Origin of the sequence: Teichococcus coralli (genome assembly GCF_009829925.1) — a bacterium.
Classification (GTDB): Bacteria; Pseudomonadota; Alphaproteobacteria; order Acetobacterales; family Acetobacteraceae; genus Pseudoroseomonas; species Pseudoroseomonas coralli.
On sequence record NZ_SNVJ01000025.1, the window covers coordinates 1 to 17861 of the forward strand.

The 17861-nt window shown below is 71.8% G+C and carries 17 protein-coding genes; 6 read left to right on the top strand and 11 right to left on the bottom strand.

Going from position 1 to position 17861, the window contains the following annotated elements; genetic code table 11:
* Positions 1–204: hypothetical protein (locus E0493_RS20120; RefSeq protein ID WP_160939056.1), on the bottom strand; the 204-nt coding region annotated here is incomplete at its 3' end.
* Positions 204–1733, bottom strand: coding sequence for a 2,3-bisphosphoglycerate-independent phosphoglycerate mutase (gene gpmI / locus E0493_RS20125; protein ID WP_160939057.1), 1530 nt, complete (start codon positions 1731–1733; stop codon positions 204–206). The genes gpmI and E0493_RS20120, both read right to left, overlap by 1 nt.
* A gap of 596 nt (positions 1734–2329) precedes the next feature.
* On the opposite strand from gpmI, the gene E0493_RS20130 reads away from it, so the two are divergent.
* Positions 2330–2695 carry a hypothetical protein gene (locus E0493_RS20130; protein ID WP_160939058.1) on the top strand — a complete coding sequence of 122 codons (366 nt, stop codon included), beginning with the start codon at positions 2330–2332 and terminating at the stop codon, positions 2693–2695.
* Between the two features lie 69 nt (positions 2696–2764).
* On the opposite strand, the gene E0493_RS20135 is transcribed toward E0493_RS20130, so the two are convergent.
* From E0493_RS20135 to E0493_RS20145, 3 genes are all read right to left on the bottom strand, one after another.
* Positions 2765–3790: an ABC transporter substrate-binding protein gene (locus E0493_RS20135; RefSeq protein ID WP_160939059.1), complete on the bottom strand. Its 1026-nt coding sequence runs from the start codon at positions 3788–3790 to the stop codon at positions 2765–2767.
* Between the two features lie 81 nt (positions 3791–3871).
* Complete coding sequence (locus tag E0493_RS20140; RefSeq protein ID WP_160939060.1) at positions 3872–5464, bottom strand: ABC transporter substrate-binding protein; 1593 nt, start codon at positions 5462–5464, stop codon at positions 3872–3874.
* Positions 5465–5764: 300 nt separating this feature from the next.
* Positions 5765–6754: a Tim44 domain-containing protein gene (locus tag E0493_RS20145; RefSeq protein WP_160939061.1), complete on the bottom strand. Its 990-nt coding sequence runs from the start codon at positions 6752–6754 to the stop codon at positions 5765–5767.
* Positions 6755–6918: 164 nt separating this feature from the next.
* On the opposite strand from E0493_RS20145, the gene E0493_RS20150 reads away from it, so the two are divergent.
* Positions 6919–7821 carry a lysophospholipid acyltransferase family protein gene (locus tag E0493_RS20150; RefSeq protein ID WP_235913912.1) on the top strand — a complete coding sequence of 301 codons (903 nt, stop codon included), beginning with the start codon at positions 6919–6921 and terminating at the stop codon, positions 7819–7821.
* Here E0493_RS20150 and E0493_RS20155 read toward each other — a convergent pair.
* The 4 genes from E0493_RS20155 to E0493_RS20170 all read right to left on the bottom strand — a co-directional run bounded on the left by E0493_RS20155 (position 7788) and on the right by E0493_RS20170 (position 11088).
* Entirely contained in the window at positions 7788–8018 is a 231-nt protein-coding gene (locus E0493_RS20155; protein WP_160939063.1) for a hypothetical protein, read from the bottom strand. The genes E0493_RS20150 and E0493_RS20155 overlap by 34 nt on opposite strands.
* A gap of 86 nt (positions 8019–8104) precedes the next feature.
* Complete coding sequence (locus E0493_RS20160; protein WP_160939064.1) at positions 8105–8944, bottom strand: M23 family metallopeptidase; 840 nt, start codon at positions 8942–8944, stop codon at positions 8105–8107.
* 18 nt (positions 8945–8962) lie between these two features.
* On the bottom strand, positions 8963–10435 hold the full coding sequence (gene xseA, locus E0493_RS20165; protein WP_160939065.1) for an exodeoxyribonuclease VII large subunit: 1473 nt from the start codon (positions 10433–10435) through the stop codon (positions 8963–8965).
* A 56-nt stretch (positions 10436–10491) separates the two neighbouring features.
* Complete coding sequence (locus E0493_RS20170; RefSeq protein WP_160939066.1) at positions 10492–11088, bottom strand: hypothetical protein; 597 nt, start codon at positions 11086–11088, stop codon at positions 10492–10494.
* 176 nt (positions 11089–11264) lie between these two features.
* Between E0493_RS20170 and E0493_RS20175 the strand changes: the two genes are divergently transcribed.
* From E0493_RS20175 to purD, 3 genes are all read left to right on the top strand, one after another.
* Positions 11265–11564, top strand: a complete 300-nt coding sequence (locus E0493_RS20175) for a hypothetical protein (protein ID WP_160939067.1) — start codon at positions 11265–11267, stop codon at positions 11562–11564.
* 113 nt (positions 11565–11677) lie between these two features.
* A complete protein-coding gene (locus tag E0493_RS23800; protein ID WP_268894136.1) occupies positions 11678–11806 on the top strand; it encodes a hypothetical protein in 129 nt (42 codons plus the stop codon).
* 58 nt (positions 11807–11864) lie between these two features.
* Positions 11865–13133 carry a phosphoribosylamine--glycine ligase gene (gene purD / locus E0493_RS20180; RefSeq protein WP_160939068.1) on the top strand — a complete coding sequence of 423 codons (1269 nt, stop codon included), beginning with the start codon at positions 11865–11867 and terminating at the stop codon, positions 13131–13133.
* Positions 13134–13452: 319 nt separating this feature from the next.
* Here the strand turns inward: purD and E0493_RS20185 are convergent, their stop codons facing one another.
* Both E0493_RS20185 and E0493_RS20190 read right to left on the bottom strand, forming a co-directional pair.
* Positions 13453–16038, bottom strand: a complete 2586-nt coding sequence (locus E0493_RS20185; protein WP_160939069.1) for an HWE histidine kinase domain-containing protein — start codon at positions 16036–16038, stop codon at positions 13453–13455.
* Positions 16031–16624 carry a biliverdin-producing heme oxygenase gene (locus tag E0493_RS20190; protein ID WP_160939070.1) on the bottom strand — a complete coding sequence of 198 codons (594 nt, stop codon included), beginning with the start codon at positions 16622–16624 and terminating at the stop codon, positions 16031–16033. The genes E0493_RS20185 and E0493_RS20190 overlap by 8 nt, the downstream gene beginning before the upstream one ends.
* A 198-nt stretch (positions 16625–16822) precedes the next feature.
* Between E0493_RS20190 and E0493_RS20195 the strand changes: the two genes are divergently transcribed.
* Complete coding sequence (locus E0493_RS20195) at positions 16823–17800, top strand: tripartite tricarboxylate transporter substrate binding protein (RefSeq protein WP_160939071.1); 978 nt, start codon at positions 16823–16825, stop codon at positions 17798–17800.
* Positions 17801–17861 lie beyond the last annotated feature (61 nt).

A 17861-nucleotide genomic window follows, 5' to 3' on the forward strand; every position in this document is an offset into this window, starting at 1 on the left:
CTCCGCCTCGGCGGCCGCCTCCTGGGCGGCGCGCGCGGCCGCTTCCGCGTCCCGCACCGAGCGCCGGGTGGGCGGCGGCGCCTCGCCCAGCGCCGGCGCCTGGGCGAGCGGCAGCAGCAGCCCCAGCAGAAGCCAGGGCCGCAGGCCGGAAGAAGGGCGCGGGGCGGCGCGCGCGACGCAGCCGCGCGGCCGCCGGGTCGGCATCAGTCGCCCTTCCGCAGCAGGCTCCTCCCGGTCATCGCCGCGGGCTGTTCCAGGCCCATCAGCGCCAGCAGGGTCGGCGCCACATCCGCCAGGCGACCCTCCGCCAGCGCGACGCCCTGCGGCCCGCCCATCAGCAGCACCGGCACCGGATTGGTGGTGTGGGCGGTGTGGGGGCCACCGGTCTCCGGGTCCTTCATCAGTTCGGCGTTGCCGTGGTCGGCGGTGACGAGAAGGGCGCCGCCCCGGGCCCGCACGGCCTCCGCGATGCGCCCGAGGCCGGTGTCCACCGCCTCGACGGCCTTGGTGGCGGCGGCCAGGCTGCCGGTATGGCCGACCATGTCGGCATTGGCGAAGTTCAGCACGACGAGGTCGAACTTGCCCGTGCCGATCGCCGCCACCGCCTTCTCGGTCAGTTCGGGCGCCGACATTTCCGGCTGCAGGTCGTAGGTGGCCACCTTGGGGGAGGGCACCATGGTGCGCTCCTCGCCGGGGAAGGGGGTCTCCTCGCCGCCGTTCAGGAAGTAGGTGACGTGCGGGTACTTCTCCGTCTCGGCCATGCGGAGCTGCTTCAGCCCGGCGGCGGACACCACCGCGCCGAGGATGTCCTTCATGCTCTCGGCGCCGAACAGGGTGGCGAGGTGCTGGTTCAGCGCCTCGGAATACTCCGTCATGCCGGCGGCGCCGGCGAAGCGCGGGCGGCGTGGCGGGGTGAAGCCGTCGAAAGCTGGGTCGAGCAGGGCGGCGAGGATCTGTCGCACGCGGTCGGCGCGGAAGTTGAAGCAGAGCAGGCCGTCGCCGTCGCGCATGCCGGCATAGTCGCCGATGACGGTGGCGGGGATGAACTCGTCGGTCTTGCCGGCGGCGTGCGCCGCCTGGATGGCGGCGGCGGCGCTGGCGGCATGGCCGCCCTTGGCCTCCACCATGGCGTCATAGGCCTGGCGCACGCGCTCCCAGCGCCTGTCGCGGTCCATGGCGAAGTAGCGGCCGGTGACCGTCGCGATGCGGGCGCCCTGCGGCAGCTTCGGCTCGAAGGCGGCGAGGTAGTCGGGGCTGGCCTCGGGCGGGGTGTCGCGCCCGTCGGTCCAGGCATGCACGGCGACGGGGATGCCGGCCTCGGCGAAGATCTTTGCGAGTGCGAGGCCGTGGTCCTGGTGGCTGTGCACGCCGCCCGGCGAGAGCAGGCCCATCAGGTGCAGCGTGCCGCCGCTCGCCTTGAGCCTGGCGATGAGGCCGGTCACCGCCGGCAGGCGGGCGATGGAGCCGTCCGCCACCGCCGCGCTGATGCGCGGCAGGTCCTGCATCACCACGCGACCGGCACCGAGGTTGAGGTGGCCGACCTCCGAATTGCCCATCTGGCCGGGCGGCAGGCCGACATCCCCGCCGGAGGTGTGGAGGAAGCTGTGCGGGCATTCCGCCCAGAGCCGGTTGAAGTTCGGGGTGCGGGCCTGGCGGACGGCATTGTCCGCCTGCTCCTCGCGCCAGCCCCAGCCGTCGAGGATGACGAGCATCACGGGCTTCGGATGGGGCATGGCGCTGTGTCTCCGGTCCTGGTGCGAGGATGGGGAGGGATAGCGCCGGAGGGGGTGGCTTGCCCAGAGGGAGGCGCTCGGGCGGCGGGAGGGGGGACGTGGCGGCTCCCCGCCATTGCGCCGCCCCTCCTTGGCCAGAAGCGCCCGCGCCGGGCCGAGGATGATCCTGCGCGCCTGATGCCGCGTGTGTAGCCCTTCTCGCCGCTGATTTCGGGCGGTGGCCGAGGCGCGAGCGGCAGGGCTTCGGCCACGCCGCCTCGGGTTGCACCTTCAGCTCGTCAGATCGAGAATCTGGAGAGCTTCGAGGATATCCTGATGCCCGGCGGCGTTCCGATCGGGGAAGCGCGAAGGCGAAGCGATACAGCCATAAGGGGCATGACTGGCGGTGAGGAGGCTGCTCTGGACATGCTTGAGCGGCTGACACGTGGCCGTGGGGGTCAAGACATTACTCCCCCGGGCCACGCTGAAAAGCTTGTAGAGCTGCCGGACGGAAGTCGAATTGGCTACAGGAAATCATCACGTAGTGGCGGGCCAGCTATCGACATAAACATTATCGGCTTAAACAGTGTAAAACGACTTCATTATTGAGTAATGCAATGGAAAAATTCAAGGAAATTAATACTATATTGAATAAAGTCATAGATAGATCGGAAGAAGATTGGGTGGGTCTATGGGAAATATCTGATTATCTTAAGGAAGGGGCGCAAAGTAAAGATAAATTTCTGATGGCGAAATCTCTGATGATCATAGAGCGAATGCTTTCTCTGGGATTTTTAGTGGGCAGTCTCGATGAGAGCGCGACATTCCAGCCGTGGGCTGATCAGGATGTGTCCGTCGCCCTTCAACGGATTGCGCATGAATGGCAGTTGTTGGGACGCGCGCCGGCGATGTACGAAATCTGCTGGTTCGACCTGCCCGATGACCGGCGCGCTGCCGCCCGGGCGGCGGTGACGTCGTCCTGAATATCGGGGTCTGGGGTGGTTCAACCACCCCAGCGGGGGTCCCGGGGGCGGCGCCCCCGAGGATCGGCGTCAGGCCGGGAGCTTCAATACCGCCGCGTCCGGCAGGTATTGCGGCGTGTACATCGCGTCCGCCTTCAGTTCGGCGGTGAGGTTGAAGGCGTCCCGGATGGTCTCGATCGCCGCCTGCACCTGGCTTTCCGGCAGGTTGCCGAAGCCGCCTTCGAGCACCTGCGGCGTGCGGATGAAGGCGAAGTTGGCCAGCATGCGGGCCTTTTCCAGCTCCTTCGGCGCGGTGGCGTCGCGCTTGGCCAGGGATGCGATGGCGGCGTCCGGATCTTTCCAGGCTTCGGCGTGGCCGCGGGCGATGGCGCGGATCATGCCGGTGACGACCTTGGGGTGCGCCTCGGCATAGGGGCGCTTCACCAGCAGGGCGGTGGAGAGCAGCGCCACCCCGGCGTCGGAATAGCGCATGGAGACGATGTCCTCCTGCGGCACCCGCAGCGCGCGCAGGCTGAACACGCCGGAGACCTCGAAGCCGGTGATGGCGTCGGCCTCGCCGCGCGCCAGCATGGGCTCGCGGAGCTGCGGCGTGACGGTGAGCCAGTTGATCCTGCCGAGGTCGATCCCGGTGGCCTTGGCGAAGGCGGGGAAGAGCTGGCGCCCGGCATCGGTCTCGGGCGCGGCCAGCTTGCGGCCTTCCAGGTCCTTCGGCTTGGCAATTCCGGTCCGCTTCAGCGTCATCACCGCGAGCGGGCTGCCCTGCTGGACGACGAAGGGGGCGATGATGTCGGCGCCGGGCGTCGCCAGCCGCAGGCGGATGGCGGGGGAGAGGTCGGCGATGCCGAAATCATAGGCGCCACCCGCCACCTTCACCGGCGTGTCGCCGGAGCCGAAGCCGCGATCCACGGTGACGTCGAGCCCTTCCTCGCGGAAGAAGCCGCGGTCGGCGGCGAGGAGATAGGGCGCCTGGGGGCCCTGGAACGCCCAGTCCAGGCAGAACTTCACCGGCGTCAGGGCGGCTTGCCCGCGCGCCAGGCGGGGCGCGGCGAGCAGGCTGGCGGAGCCGAGCACGAGGCCACGGCGGGTGGTGAGCATGCGGATCTCCCGGTTCCGCGCCGGGCGCCTGTTCGCGCGCCGGCGGCGGAGGGGGTCAAGCAACCCGCATGCCGGGCGGGCTTAGGCCTTCTTCACGCCCCAGAACAGCGGAAAGGGCGCCTTGGTCACGCCGGAGAGCTTCGCCCGCCAGGCGGTGTGGCCAAGGAAGAAGCCGGTGGGGATGTAGGTGACGTTGTCCATTGATTCGCGGTTGAGGTCGTCGATGACCTTCTTCTCGGCTGCGAGGTCTGGCGCCGCGTACCAGTCGTCGATCAGCGCCTCGGCCTTGGCGTCGCTCGGCCAGCCGAACCAGGCCTTGTCGCCGCTGGCGGCGATGCCCTTGTAGGGCGCCGGGTTGATGCAATCCACGCCGCTGTGCCAGCTGAAGAAGATGTTCCAGCCGCCCTCGGAGACCGGCTTCTTGCTGGTGCGGCGGGAGCCGACGGTGCCCCAGTCGAGCGACTGGTAGTCCACGTTCACGCCGATCTTCTTCAGCATGTCGGCGGTGACGTCGCCCTGCACCTTGGTGGTCGGCACGTCGGCGGCGACCAGCATCACCACCTTCTCGCCGTTGTAGCCGGCCTGCTTCAGCATCTCGCGGGCCTTGTCGTACTGGCGCGGGCCCTTCAGCCGCTCGCCGCCCGCCTCGGTGTAGAGCGGGGTGCCGGGGGTGAAGAAGCCGGGCAGCGTCTTCCAGAGCGACTCATCCTCGCCCACCAGGGCGCGCATATAGTCCTCCTGGCTGGCCGCGAGCTGCAGCGCCTGGCGGGCGAGCACGTTGTCGAAGGGCGGCAGCAGGTGGTTGAGCCGCATGGCGCCGATATTGCCCAGCGGATCGGCGATCTCGACCGTCACGCTGCGGTTGGTCTTCAGCACCGGAACGAGATCGGCGATGGGGTTCTCCCACCAGTCCACCTCGCCGTTCTGCAGCGCGCCGAGGGCGGTGGCGGGGTCGGGCATGGTGATCCACTCGATGCGGTCCACCATCATCCGCTTGCCGCCGGCCAGCCAGTCGGGCGCCTCGTCGCGCGGCTGGTAGTCGGCGAACTTCTCGAAGACGGCGCGGGAGCCGGCCATCCATTCGTCGCGCTTGAAGCGCATCGGGCCGGAGCCGACGTATTCCTTGATCTGGGTATAGGAGTCCGTGCCGGCGATCCGCTCGGGCATGATGACGAGCAGCGGCGTGTTGCTCTTGCCCAGCGCGTAGAGCAGCTTGGGGAAGGGCTGCTTCAGGCGGAAGCGGAAGTTGCGGTCGTCCACCGCCTCCAGCGCATCGAGCCGGGACTGGATCATCTGGCCCATGCCGTCGCGCGGCATCCAGCGCTTGATGCTGGCCACCACGTCGGCGCTGCGCACGGGCTCGCCGTCATGGAACTTCAGGCCGGGGCGGAGGCGGAAGCTCCAGGTGAGGCCGTCGGCGCTGGTCTCGTGGCCCTCGCACATCTGCGGCTTGGGCTCCAGGTCGGCGCCCAGGCCGTAGAGCATGTCGAAGACCAGCAGGCTGGCGTTGCGCACCACGAGCTGGGTGCCGGCCACGGCGTCGAGGTTGGGCAGGTCGGCCTGCGGGACGAAGCGCAGCACACCCGCGTCCTGGGCGCGGGCGAGGCGCGGCGCGGCCAGAAGGCTGCCGGCCAGGGCGGCCCCGCTGGAGAGCAGGAAATCGCGGCGTTGCATGGGGCCTCCTTCAGGACGGGGGGAGCCCGGCGGCTCCTCCACAGGGAAGGCGGCCATACTCCTTTCCACGTGAAGTGCCCAGGCTTTCAGCGCATTTCGCGCGCTTTCGCGCCGGATTGAACGGATTTTGCTGCAACTGCACAAATTCCATGCTGGATGCTCCGGCCATGGTCGCAGGCGCCTTGCGAAGCGCGCCGAGGCATTGGGCAAAATCCTCCTTCTCCAGCGGCTTGCATGGACGAGGGCACAAAAGAAGCGCGGCTCGCGCCGCGCTTCTTCCGTCCGATCCGGCGGGTGGCTTCAGCCGGTCTGCTGAAGGGCCGAGAGCTTCCAGGCCTCGCCGGGGGCATTCCGCCGGAAGGTCCAGATCTCGGTGGTGGTGTCGCGGCGCTGCGCGTCGCCCTCCACCACGCGGCCCTGGGCGTCATGGGTGACGTCGATCAGGCTGAAGCGCATGGCCACGGTGGCGTATTCGGTGCCGCCCTCGCGCCAGGCCTCCGCCAGGTCGCCCTGCTCAAGCCGCACGTCCCGCGTCTCGTTGCGCCAGCCGCGGGCGGCGAGGTCACGCAGGTCCTGCGCGAAGAAGTTCATCATCTCCGGCGTCACCAGGCGGGCGAGGCCGGCCTCGTCACGCCGGGACCAGGCGGCGTTCACCTCCCGCAGCAGCGACTCGAAGGCGCGGAAGTCACTGTCGCCGACCGCCACCGGCGCCGAGGCGGCGCCGCCCGCCATCGGCTGGCTGCCCATCGGCTGCGCCATGCGGTGCAGCCCCTGGGGGCGGCCCTGGGGGCGGTCCTGGGGGCGGTCCTGAGGGCCCCCCTGGGGCCGTGGCCCGCCCGCCATGGCGTGCTGGCGGCTGCGGAAGAAGTTCATCGCGAAGCGCACCAGCAGCACGATCAGCCCGATCTGCAGCAGCAAGCCCAGGAAGCTGCCGAAGCCACTGAAGCCGCCGAACAGGCCGTGCCCAAAGAGCAGGCCGCCCAGGCCCATGCCGATCAGGCCGCCCAGCAACGCGCCGCCGAAGCCGCCCCCAAACCTGCCGCTGCGGCCGGGCAGGGTGCTCGCCGCGCCGGGAACGGTGCTGCCGGGCCGGGTGGGCTGCTGGAAGGTGCGGTCCATCGGCCGTGCCGTGTCGGGCGCGGTGCGGGTGACGGGGGGCGGGGAGAAGGTGCGGCTGCCGCGGCTGCCGAAGCTGCTGCGGCCGCCACCCGGGCGGGCTTCCGCCAGGGCCGGGCCCAGCACCAGGGCAAAGGCGGCGAGGGCTGCCAGCAACCTGGCCTTACCACGCATGGGGAGAATCCTCCGGTCTTGGTTCATCGGCCCATCATATGGGGATTACGGGAGCGTAATCCATGCCGCATGGGACGGTTGCACGCCACCGGAAGCGGTGGCCAAAGCCGCGCAAATGCCGCAGAAGACCGCCCTTCGCGGATGCAGGGGGACATGGTTTGGCGCTGCGGCAATGGCAATGGCGGCTGGAGGCACTGCTGGTGCGGGGGCTGCTGGCCTTTTCGCGCCGGCTAGGGCCGCGCCGCGCCTCGGCGCTGGGTGGCGCGGTGACGCGGACGGTGGGGCCGTGGCTGCCGGTCTCGCGCATCGGCCGGCGCAACCTGGAACTGGCCTTCCCGGAGCGCGATCCCGGCTGGCGCGAGCAGGTGCTGCGCGGCGCCTGGGACAATCTCGGCCGCACCATGATGGAACTGCCGCACCTGCCAGGCCTGCCTGAATCCACCGAGGGGCCGGGCTGGGAGGTGAGCGGGCAGGAGAACCTGCCTTCCGGCGAGCGACGGATCATCTTCATCTCCGCCCATCTCGCCAACTGGGAAACGCTGCCGGTGGCGGCGGCGCGGCTGGGGGTGCGCATGGCCAGCCTCTACCGGGCGCCGGACAACCCCCTGGTGGACGCCGTGTTGCGGCAGATGCGCGAGGGCGGCGCGGAGATGCCGCTCTTCCCCAAGGGCGCGCGTGGGGCGCGGATGGCGCTGCGGCACCTGGCCGGGGGCGAGGCGCTGGGCCTGCTGATGGACCAGAAGCTGAACGAGGGGCTGGAGCTGCCCTTCCTTGGCCAGCCGGCGATGACCACCTCGGCGCCGGCGGAGTTCGCCCTGCGCTTCCGCTGCCCGGTCCTTCCCACGCATGTCGAGCGCATCGGCCCCTGCCGCTTCCGCATCGTGGTAGAGCCCCCGCTGCCGCTGCCCGACAGCGGCGACCGCGCGGCCGATGTGCGGGCGCTGACCCTGGCGATGAACGCGCGCATCGAGGCCTGGGTGCGTGCCCGGCCGCAGGAATGGCTCTGGCTGCACCGCCGCTTCACGCGCGCCGCCTACTCCACCACCAGCAGCGCGCCGGCCGCGTAGAGCTGCTCGCGCAGGCCGGGCAGCGGCGCCAGAACCACCACGCCGGGCGAGGACTGGCGCCAGCGCGTGAGGCCCGCCCGGCGCAGCGCCGCGCTGGCGGAACAGGCATCCTCGAACAGGGCGACCATGGGGGATTCGATGTTGCCGCGGGCAGGCAGCGTCTCGGCGGACAGGGAGGGGCGGGGGAGCGGCGTCATGCGCGCCCTATGCCGCCTGGACGCTTACCGGATCATGAACGTGATGCGGCGTTTTCGTGGTGTTTGCCCCGCGCCAGACGCGCCGCTCAGGCCGGCAGCAACGGGCGGGGGTCCACCGCCGTGGTGAACCAGTAGAGGCCGAGATGCAGGTGCGGCCCGGTGACGCGGCCCGTTGCGCCGGTCTCCCCCAGCTGTTGCCCGCAGGCGAGCATCGCGCCTTCCGCCACCTCCATGCGGGAGAGATGGGCGTAGAGGCTGACCAGCCCGTGGCCATGGTCCAGCAGCACCGTGTTGCCGGTGAAGTAGAGGTTGTCCGCCAGCAGCACGCGGCCGCCGCCCATGGCGGCGCAGGGCGTGCCGGTGGGCACCGCGACGTCGAGCCCGAGATGCGGCGCGCGCGGCTCGCCGTTCAGGATGCGCTGGCTGCCATAGACGCCGCTGATCCGCCCGCGCGCCGGCCAGTCGAAGGGCTCGGCGAAATGGGGCAGGGAACTGTCGGTTTTGCGCAACGCGTTCAGCCGCGCCTGCTCGGCCTTGATGCGGGCGAGCTGCTTCGCATCGGGCGTGACCATCTTCGGCGGCAGCCCGGCGAGGCGCTGGATGTCCCAGTCGCGCCGGGCGATGGCGAGGGGACGCGCCTCGGCCCGCCCATCCGGCGCGGCGACGGCGATCTGCGCCTCGGGCGCCGCGTCCCGCCCGAAGCCCAGGGCGAAACGACCTTCCCGGCCGACGCTGATCGGGCGGCCATCCAGCGTAACGCGGCTGCCCGGCGGCACCCGGCCGACAACGAAGCCGCCCTGCGTCAGGCCCTGGGGCGGCAGGTCCAGCAGCGGCCCGGGGGCAGCGGCGGTGGCCGGCTCCCCGCCGGCGGCGCAGGCACCCAGCAGCAAAGCGGGCGCACCCAGGATCAGGCGGCGACCGATCATCCTCGAATCCCTCATGGTCTAGAGCAGCGAGCCCTGGGATGGCGGCGTGCGCCGGCCCTTGGGCGAAGCGCCGCCGGACCCCTTGCCGTCGGCGGTCACATCCAGGCTGCCGTCCTGCAGCGTCACGCTCAGCCGGGCGCCGGGCGCGACATCGGCGGCACGCGTCACCGGCTCGCCGGCCTCGTCGCGCAGCAGGGCGAAGCCGCGCGCCAGCACGCCCTGGTAGGAGGCACCCTCCAGCCGGGCGGCGAGGCCGGCGAGCCGCAGCCCCGCCTCGCGCAGCCGCCCCGCGACGCGGGCGCCCGGATCGGGGATGCGGTGCAGCGCGCCCTGCCGCCGGTCGAGCAGCCGCTGCAGCGCGGCGCCGGCGCGTGCCTGCAGCAGCCCCAGCGTGTGCCGGTGCCCGGCCAGCGTCTCGCGCGGGTGCGGCAGGCGGTGGGCCACGGCGTCCAGCATGCCGCGCTTGCGGGTCAGCAGGGCGCGCGGGGCGAGGGCGAGGCGCTCGGCGCGGTCGTCGAGCCGCTGCCGCGCGGCGCCCACCAGTCCGGGCAGGTCCGGCATCCGCCCCTCGACGCGGGAGAGCCGCAGCCGGGCGCGGTCCAGCGCGCCCTGGCCGCTGGCGAGCAGCCGCGCGGCGGTCTGCGCCAGCCCGGCCAGCAGCTCGGCCCGCGCCGGCACGGCCAGCTCGGCGGCGGCGGTGGGGGTGGGGGCGCGGCGGTCGGAGGCGAAGTCGATCAGCGTGGTGTCGGTCTCGTGCCCGACCGCCGAGATCAGCGGGATCGGGCAGGCGGCGGCGGCGCGGACCACGGCCTCGTCGTTGAAGGCCATCAGGTCCTCCAGGCTGCCGCCGCCGCGCGCGACGATCAGCACGTCCGGGCGCGGGATGCCGCGCGGCAGGCGGGAGAAGCCCTCGATGGCCGCGGCGATCTGCTCGGCCGCGCCCTGGCCCTGCACCGGCACCGGCCAGAGCAGGACCTGGCGCGGGAAGCGCCGGGCGATGGTGGTGCGGATGTCCTGGATCACCGCGCCCTTCTCGGAGGAAACCACGCCGACCACGCGCGGCAGCAGCGGCAGCGGCCGCTTGCGCGCCTCGTCGAACAGGCCTTCTCCGCCGAGCTTCTTGCGCAGCGCCTCGACGCGGGCCAGCAGCGCGCCCTCGCCGGCATATTCCATCCGGTCGACGATGAGCTGGTAGTCCGAGCGCTCGCCATAGGTGGAGACCTTGCCGGTGGCGATCACCTCCACCCCGTTCTCCGGCCGCAGCGAGAGCTTGGGCACCGCGTAGCGCCAGATGATGGCGCGGATCTTGGCGCCCTCGTCCTTCAGGGCGAAGTAGATGTGGCCGGAGGGATAGGCCTTCAGCTCGGTGATCTCGCCGCGCACCCGCACCCGGCCGAACTCGGATTCCAGCGTGCGCTTGATCGCGCCGCTGATCTCCGAGACGGTGAATTCCGGCGTGTTGCTAGGGCGGGCGTCGGGCAGCGTATCCATCGGCCGCCATTATGCGGCGCGGCGCGGCCTCTGGCGAGGGCGGCCGGCGCCGCGCGTCAGGGCTCGGTGATCGGCTTGTATCCGGACGGGACGCGGAAGCGCGCGGGGTCCTGCGCGCCGTAGCGCACCTCGGTCGCCACGTAGAGGGTCAGGGCGTCACTGCCCTCGCCTTCGCGCAGGCGCAGCGGCACGCCGTCGGCGGTGATGCAGGCGTGGCGCGCCTCCTCGTCGGTGCTCTCGCCCGCCGGCTCGATCCGCCAGACCGTGCAGTTCTGGCCGGCGACGCGGTCGCTGCCTTCGCGCGTCATCTTGTCCCCCTGGCGGATGGGCAGGATGTCCTGGGTCATGACCTCCGCCACCTTGCCGAGATCGTGATAGCTGCGCTCCTCGTCGATCACCGCGGTGACGTCGCCGCCCCGCGTGTCGATCAGGTGGGTCACGCGGTTGATCAGCCCTTGCCCCTCGGTGCGGATGCGCCCTTCCGCGACCAGGAAGGCGACGCTCTCCACCGTCGGCGGGCTGGGGTCCACTTCGTAGGTGACCACCACGTCACGGGTCGGCATGGCGGGCGGCTGGTCCTTCGCCAGCGCGGCGCCGGAGGTGCCGCCCGCAAGGAAGAGGGTGGCGAGGAGCCTGGTCAGGGGGATGCGCATGGAGGCGGGTTCCAGTGGGGCGCGCGCTTGTCGCGCGGTGGCGGCATCCGGTCAATCGAGGCAGGCGTTGTACTTCCGACGCGCCGCGAGCGGAACGGGGCCAGCGGAAAGGGGCCGCTGGAAAGGGCCAATGATGGCATCGGCCGGGGTGGCCGGATCAGGAAAGGAAAGCTTCGATGCATCGAAGGGCATGGCTGGGGATGGGATGGGTGCTCGGGCTTGCTGCCTGCGCGGCGCAGCCGGCGGCGCCGGAGGCCATGTCCCCGGCCATGCCGGCGGCGGCGCCCGGCCGCGCCTCGGGCCAGCCGGAGCGCGACCGGGCGGCGGAGCTGGCCTGCATCCGGCGGGGCCGGGAGGCCGAGGTGATGCAGCCCTGGCTGGGTGCGAACAACCCGCGGGCGGCGGTGATCGGCGCGCGGGTGCGCAACGATTGCCTGGAGGGCTACCGGCGCGGCGCCGGCCTGCCGGGGCCATGACGAGGTCCGGCGCCGCGCCCATGGCCGCCGCGTCCCCATGACCTGCCCGGGCGCGCCAAGGATGGGCATGGCGGCGCGGCCTTCTCTGCGGCGAGCAGCGACGCGGGAATGCGGTGCTGACGGCCTCGGGGGCGGCAGAGGCCCAGGGGAATGACCGCGCACCGGATGGCGGCATGGCGGCGGCGGCCAGCACCGTCGCGCCGGTGCGGGGCGGCGGGGTGGTGCGGGCGGCGGTGGGCTGACGCGCGCCCTGTGCTGTGCTAGCGCCCGCCGTACTTCGCGTGAGGAGAGTGGCAGGTCATGAAGGTGCTTCTGATTGGCGGCGGCGGCCGCGAGCATGCGCTGGCCTGGGCGCTCTCCGGCTCCGGACTGCTGAGCAAGCTGTGGTGCGCGCCGGGCAATGCCGGCATCGCCGAGCTGGCCGAATGCGTGCCGATCGGCGCCGAGGACGTGCCGGCGCTGGTCGCCTTCGCCCGGGAAAAGGCCGTGGACCTGGTGATCGCCGGCCCCGAGGCGCCGCTGACGCTGGGCCTGGCCGATGCCTGCGCCGCCGCCGGCCTCCGCTGCTTCGGCCCGAGCGCGGCGGCGGCGCGGCTGGAGGGCAGCAAGGCCTTCACCCGCGAGGTCGCCAGCGCCGCTAACGTGCCCGGTGCCGAATGGGCGCAGTTCGCCGAGCCGGGGGCCGCGCGCGCCTATGTCCGCCGGAAGGGTGCGCCGATCGTGGTGAAGGCGGACGGCCTTGCCGCCGGCAAGGGCGTGGTGGTGGCCGGCACGGTGGCGGAGGCCGAGGAAGCCATCATCGAGATCATGGAGGACCGGGTGCATGGCGCCGCCGGCGCCACCGTGCTGATCGAGGAATGCCTGATCGGCCAGGAGGTCTCCTTTTTCGCCCTCTGCGACGGCACCACGGCCGTGCCGATGGCGGCGGCGCAGGACCACAAGCGCGTGGGCGAGGGCGACCTCGGCCCGAACACCGGCGGCATGGGCGCCTATTCCCCGCCGCCTGCCTTCACGCCGGAGATCGAGGCCGAGGTGATGGCGCGCATCATCCGCCCGACCCTGGCGGAAATGGCGCGTCGCGGCACGCCTTTCCGCGGCGTGCTCTTCGCCGGCCTGATGCTGACCGACTCCGGGCCGCGGCTGATCGAGTTCAACGTCCGCTTCGGCGACCCCGAGTGCCAGGTGCTGCTGCTGCGGCTGCAGTCCGACCTTCTGGCGGCGCTGCTGGCCGCCTGCGACGGCGAGCTGGACCGCTTCGCGCTGCGCTGGTCGGCGGAGGCGGCGCTGGTGGTGGTGATGGCGGCGCGCGGCTATCCCGGCGCCTATGCCAAGGGCACCCGCATCGACGGGGTGGAGGAGGCGGCGGCGGTGCCGGGCGCGCATGTCTTCCATGCCGGCACCATGCGCGGTCCGGATGGCGCGCTGCTTGCCACCGGCGGCCGGGTTCTCGGCGTCGCCGCCACCGGCTCAAGCCTGCGTGCCGCGCATGACGCCGCCTATGAGGCGGTGGACCGGCTGACCTGGCCGGACGGCTTCTGCCGCCGCGACATCGGCTGGCGGGCGCTGTGACACCGTCCTGGAGCGGATCCCGATCGGGTGAAGATGCTCTTCAAAACAAATGGCTGAAGCGTTTGAAGTGAGCCAAAGCGAACGCAAACCGCGCTAGCCCGCGCTTCCGCGCGCTTCGTCCGCTTGCCCGGGTGCCGGCAGGCCTCGCCTCGGCACCACCCTCGCGGCGGAGGGGGATCGTGGAAGCCGGCCGGGAGTGCCCTGCGCCAACGGGGCCGCCGGCGCGGGCAGGGCGATCTGCCCGGCGCCGAAGCGGCCTGGCCGCTCGCCCGGAATGGGGCGGAGCGGCGGCGGTTCGCCCCGCCTGGAGAGGTCCGGCCTAATTGCCGCGGGCCGCGAGCCGGCGCTGCAGGGTCTGGCGCATTTCCGTCGCCGTGTAGGGCTTGCCGATCACCTCGGTGGTGCGGAAGCGGTCGGGGAAGGCGTTGGCCTCGCCGTAGCCGGTGGCGAAGACAAACGGAATTCCGCGTGCCGCCAGCGCATCCGCCACCGGGAAGCTGCTTTCGCGGCCGAGGTTCACATCCAGCAGCGCCACCTGCGGCGGAGCGTGCTCCAGCAGCCGCAGCGCCGCCTGCACGCTGCTCGCGACATCCACATGAGATGCGCCCATGCGGCGGAGCTGGTCCTCCGCATCCATGGCGATCAGCAGGTTGTCCTCCACCAGCAGCACCCGGCCGGAAAGGGCGAAGCCTTCCTCCCGCGGCGCGGCCGGCGCGGCGGCGCTCTCGCGCGGAAGCGGCCCGTCCGCCGTGCTCTGGTGCACGCAGCCGGCAGGCAGCAGGAAGCGGGCCTCGACGCCGGAAAGCTTGTAGTGCAGCTCGGCCTCGCCCTTGAGGTCGTGCGGCAGGGCGCGCTCGACGATGGTGGTGCCGAAGCCCTGGCGCATCGGCGGCTTCACCGGCGGCCCGCCCTCCTCGGTCCAGCGGATCTCAAGGTCCTGGTTGGCGGTGAAGGCCCATTGCACGGTCACGTGGCCGGACCGGTCGCACAGCGCCCCATACTTGGCGGCGTTGGTCATCATCTCGTGGATGACCAGCGCCATGGTGGTGTAGGCGGACGGCTCCAGCAGCGCCGGCGGGCCGGAAAGGCGCAGCCGGTCGGTCCCGCCGCTCAGGTAGGCCTCGGCCTCGGCGCGGATCAGCTCGTCCAGCGGCGCCGGGTGCCAGCGGTCGGTGGTGATCTGGTCGTGCGCGCGGGCCAGCGCCTGGATGCGGCCGCCCACCATCTCGGCGAACTCGTCCACCGTGGCCGCATGGCCGCGGCTCTGGGTGACCAGGCCGCGGATCAGGCCGAGGATGTTGCGCACCCGGTGGTTCAGCTCGGCGATCAGGATCTCCTGCCGCTCCTGCGCCGCCTGCCGCTCGCGCTCGGCAAGGTCGGTGAGCTGCAGCACCACCTCCAGCAGCGTCACCCGCAGGCGCTCGGCCATCAGCAGGTCGCTCTCGGTCCAGGGGCGGCTCTGCCCCTCCACCGTCTCCTGCCAGGCGGCGAAGCTCTTGCGCGGGGTCAGCCGCGCGCCGTTGGGGCCGAGCGCCACCGGCTTGTGCGGGTCGCCCGCCCAGGTGACCGAATTCGTCACGGCGCGGCGGAAAAAGACGAGGTAGTCGCGCGGGGTGCGGGAGAGGGGGATGGCCAGCAGCCCCGCCGTGCGCCCGGCGAACTCGCCGGCCGCCGGATACATCTCGCCGAGCTTGTGGGTGGCGTAGATGGTGCCCGAGGCGCTGCGGTTCAGGAACCGGATCAGGCCGGAGAACTCCTCGATGGTCGGCGCATGGCCGCGCATCGCGGTGCCGCGCTTGCTCCACAGGCCAATGCCGTCGCAGGGGATCACCTCGCCGAGCAGCTCCAGGAACTCGGTGAGCGACTGGCTGCCCGGGCGCATGGCGCCGAGCGCGGCCATGAGCTGCTGGTGCACCCGGTTGGCCTCGGCCTCGCGCGCCTGGTCGGCCTCGCGCTCGCGGCTTTCCAGTACCAGGGAGAAGACCTGCCCGAACAGCTCGGCGGCGGTGCGGCGCTCGAAGGAGACGCGCAGCGCCTCGTTGTGGTGGCAGGCGATCAGCCCCCAGAGCCGCCCCTTGCGCAGCACCGAGACCGACATCGAGGCCTGCACGCCCATGTTGCGCAGGTATTCGATATGAATCGGCGAAACGCTGCGCAGCACGCTGAGCGAGAGATCGAGCGGCTGCCGGTGGCTGTCGAGCAACGGCAGCACCGGCACGGGCTGCGCCTCGGTGTCGCCGATCAGGCGCAGCCAGTTGCGCTCGTAGAGCTTGCGCGCCTGGCGGGGGATGTCGGAGGCGGGAAAATGCAGCCCCATGAAGGAGGGAAGGAAGCTGGCCGCCGATTCGGCGATCACCTCGCCGGCGCCGTCATGGTCGAAGCGGTAGAGCATGACGCGGTTGAAGCCGGTGAGGCCGCGGATCTGCCGGACCGCCTCGCGGCAGATGCCCTCGAAGCCTTCGGCCTGGTGCAGCCGGGAGAGCATGCCGCGCACGGTGTTGCCGGCCTCCAGCGCGTCCTCCAGGTCGGAGGGCTCGCCTTCCAGCACGATCAGCTCGCCCGACAGATGGATGGCGAGGTCGTAGGGGATGCCGCCCTCCCGCAGCCTGACGCCGAACAGCCGCTCCACCGCGTTGGCGCCGCGCAGCAGGTGCAGGCGGCCGCCGATCTGGTGCATCGCCTCGCGGGTCAGCAGCGTGTTGAGGAACTCCCCGGGCAGGGACTCCGCATCCTGGCCCAGGTGGTCGCCGACATTGGCCGAGGCGCGCCGCACGACCCAGTCCGCCGAAACCGCGACCAGGAAGCCGATCGGCTGAATGGTGCCCAGGAGGTGGATGGGCTCGCGGTCGCAGTTGGTCAGGTCCACGTCGCTGGGCAGCGCCAGGTCGCCAAGGTCGTCACGCATGCAGGGGAGCCGTCCTTTCACGACGCATGGCCGCCAGGAAACAATCGAAGGCGAGGCGCGCGCCTGTGGTGGCGTCCGCCCACTGGGCCGGGTCCGGCAGGGCCAGTTCCAACCGGGCGATGAAACCGGGCCAGCCTTCCGCGCCAGGCGAGTGCGAGAGATAGGCGATCGGAGCGCCGTCCGCGAGGGGCAATGCGGCCCGCACGATGCGGAGCAGCATCGCGTTGCCCAGCCTGGAGCCTTCCAGGACATAGGCCGCTCCCAGCGCGGCGGCGGCGGAAGGGAGCACCAGGTGAGCGGGCGGCGGCGGCGTGGCGCCGAGCCGCGCCAGGTCGGCCGCCAGCGCCTCCCGGCGGCGGCGGCGGGGCCAGTCGGGCAGCAGCCGCTCCAGCCCCGCGGCCTCGCAGGCGGCCTCCAGGGCGGGCAGGGCGCGGGCATGGGCGCAGAGGAAGTCGCGGTACCCGGCCGGGCTGCGCAGGTCGAAGCCGGCGCCGAGGCGGTCGGCCTCCGCGTGGCGGTCCTGGGTCGCCGCGCGCAGATGCCAGCGCAGGCCCGCCTTGCGGGCGGTCGAGGAAAGAGCCGTCATGTCCGCCGCATTCTCATCCACCGGGACGGCCGGCATAGCGCCTGACCGGAAGGGACCGATCAATCTTCCGGTATGCCGCCGCCCGTCAAGGGCGTGGCGCGCCGCGCGAGAGGATGGTTGCGCCAGCCCCGCCGGATGCGCCACATCTGGCACTGGTCACGGGCCCGCAGAAGCCCGTGCGCAGAGAGGATACGGACGATGACCCTTCTGACCCGTCGCGGCGCCCTGGGCCTGGCGGCCGGCGCCCTGGCGAGCCCGGCCCTGTCGAGCCTGGCCCTGGCGCAGAGCAGCTTTCCCAGCCGGCCCATCCGGATGCTGGTGCCCTGGGCCGCCGGTGGCACCACGGACGTGCAGATGCGCGCCTTCTGCGAGGCTGCCGCCCGCCATCTCGGCCAGCCGGTGGTGGTGGAGAACCGTGCCGGTGCCGGCGGCATCCTTGGGCCGCAGGCGCTGCTGAACGAGAAGCCGGACGGCTATGTCCTGTCGCAGATGCCGATCAGCGTGTTCCGCTATCCGCAGATGGTGGACAAGCCGCCCTTCAACACCCTGAAGGACTTCACCTGGGTCAGTCACCTGACCGGCTACCTGTTCGGCGTCGTGGTGCGCGCCGATGCGCCCTGGAAGACCTTTGACGAGTTCCTGGCCGCCGCCAAGCAGAAGCCGGGCAGCATCAACTACGGCACGCCGGGCGTCGGCACCTCGCTGCACCTGACGATGGAGCAGATCGCCGGGCAGCGCGGCCTCGAATGGACGCATGTGCCGTTCCGCGGCTTCTCCGAAAACGTGACGGCGCTGCTCGGCGGCCAGATCCACGCCCTGGCCGACAGCTCCGGCTGGGCCGAGATGGTGAAGGACGGCCGGCTCCGCCTGCTTGTCACCTGGGGGCCGGAGCGGGCGAAGCGCTTCCCCGACACCCCGACCCTTAAGGAGCTCGGCATCGACATCGTTTCCACCTCGCCCTACGGCGTCGCCGGGCCGAAGGGCATGGACCCTGCCGTGGTGCGCGTGCTGGACGCCGCCTTCAAGAAAGCGGTGACCGACCCGCAGCACACCGCCATCCTCGACCGCTACGACATGCCGGTGATCTACATGGGGCCGGAGGAGTACACGGCCTTCGCCGAGCGCACCTGGCGCGAGGAGAAGGCGATGATCGACCGGCTCAACCTGCACATCTGAGCCGCACCGGGCAAGGCTTGGCAGTGCGGCGCAAGAGGTGCATCTCCGCCTTGTCGCCCGC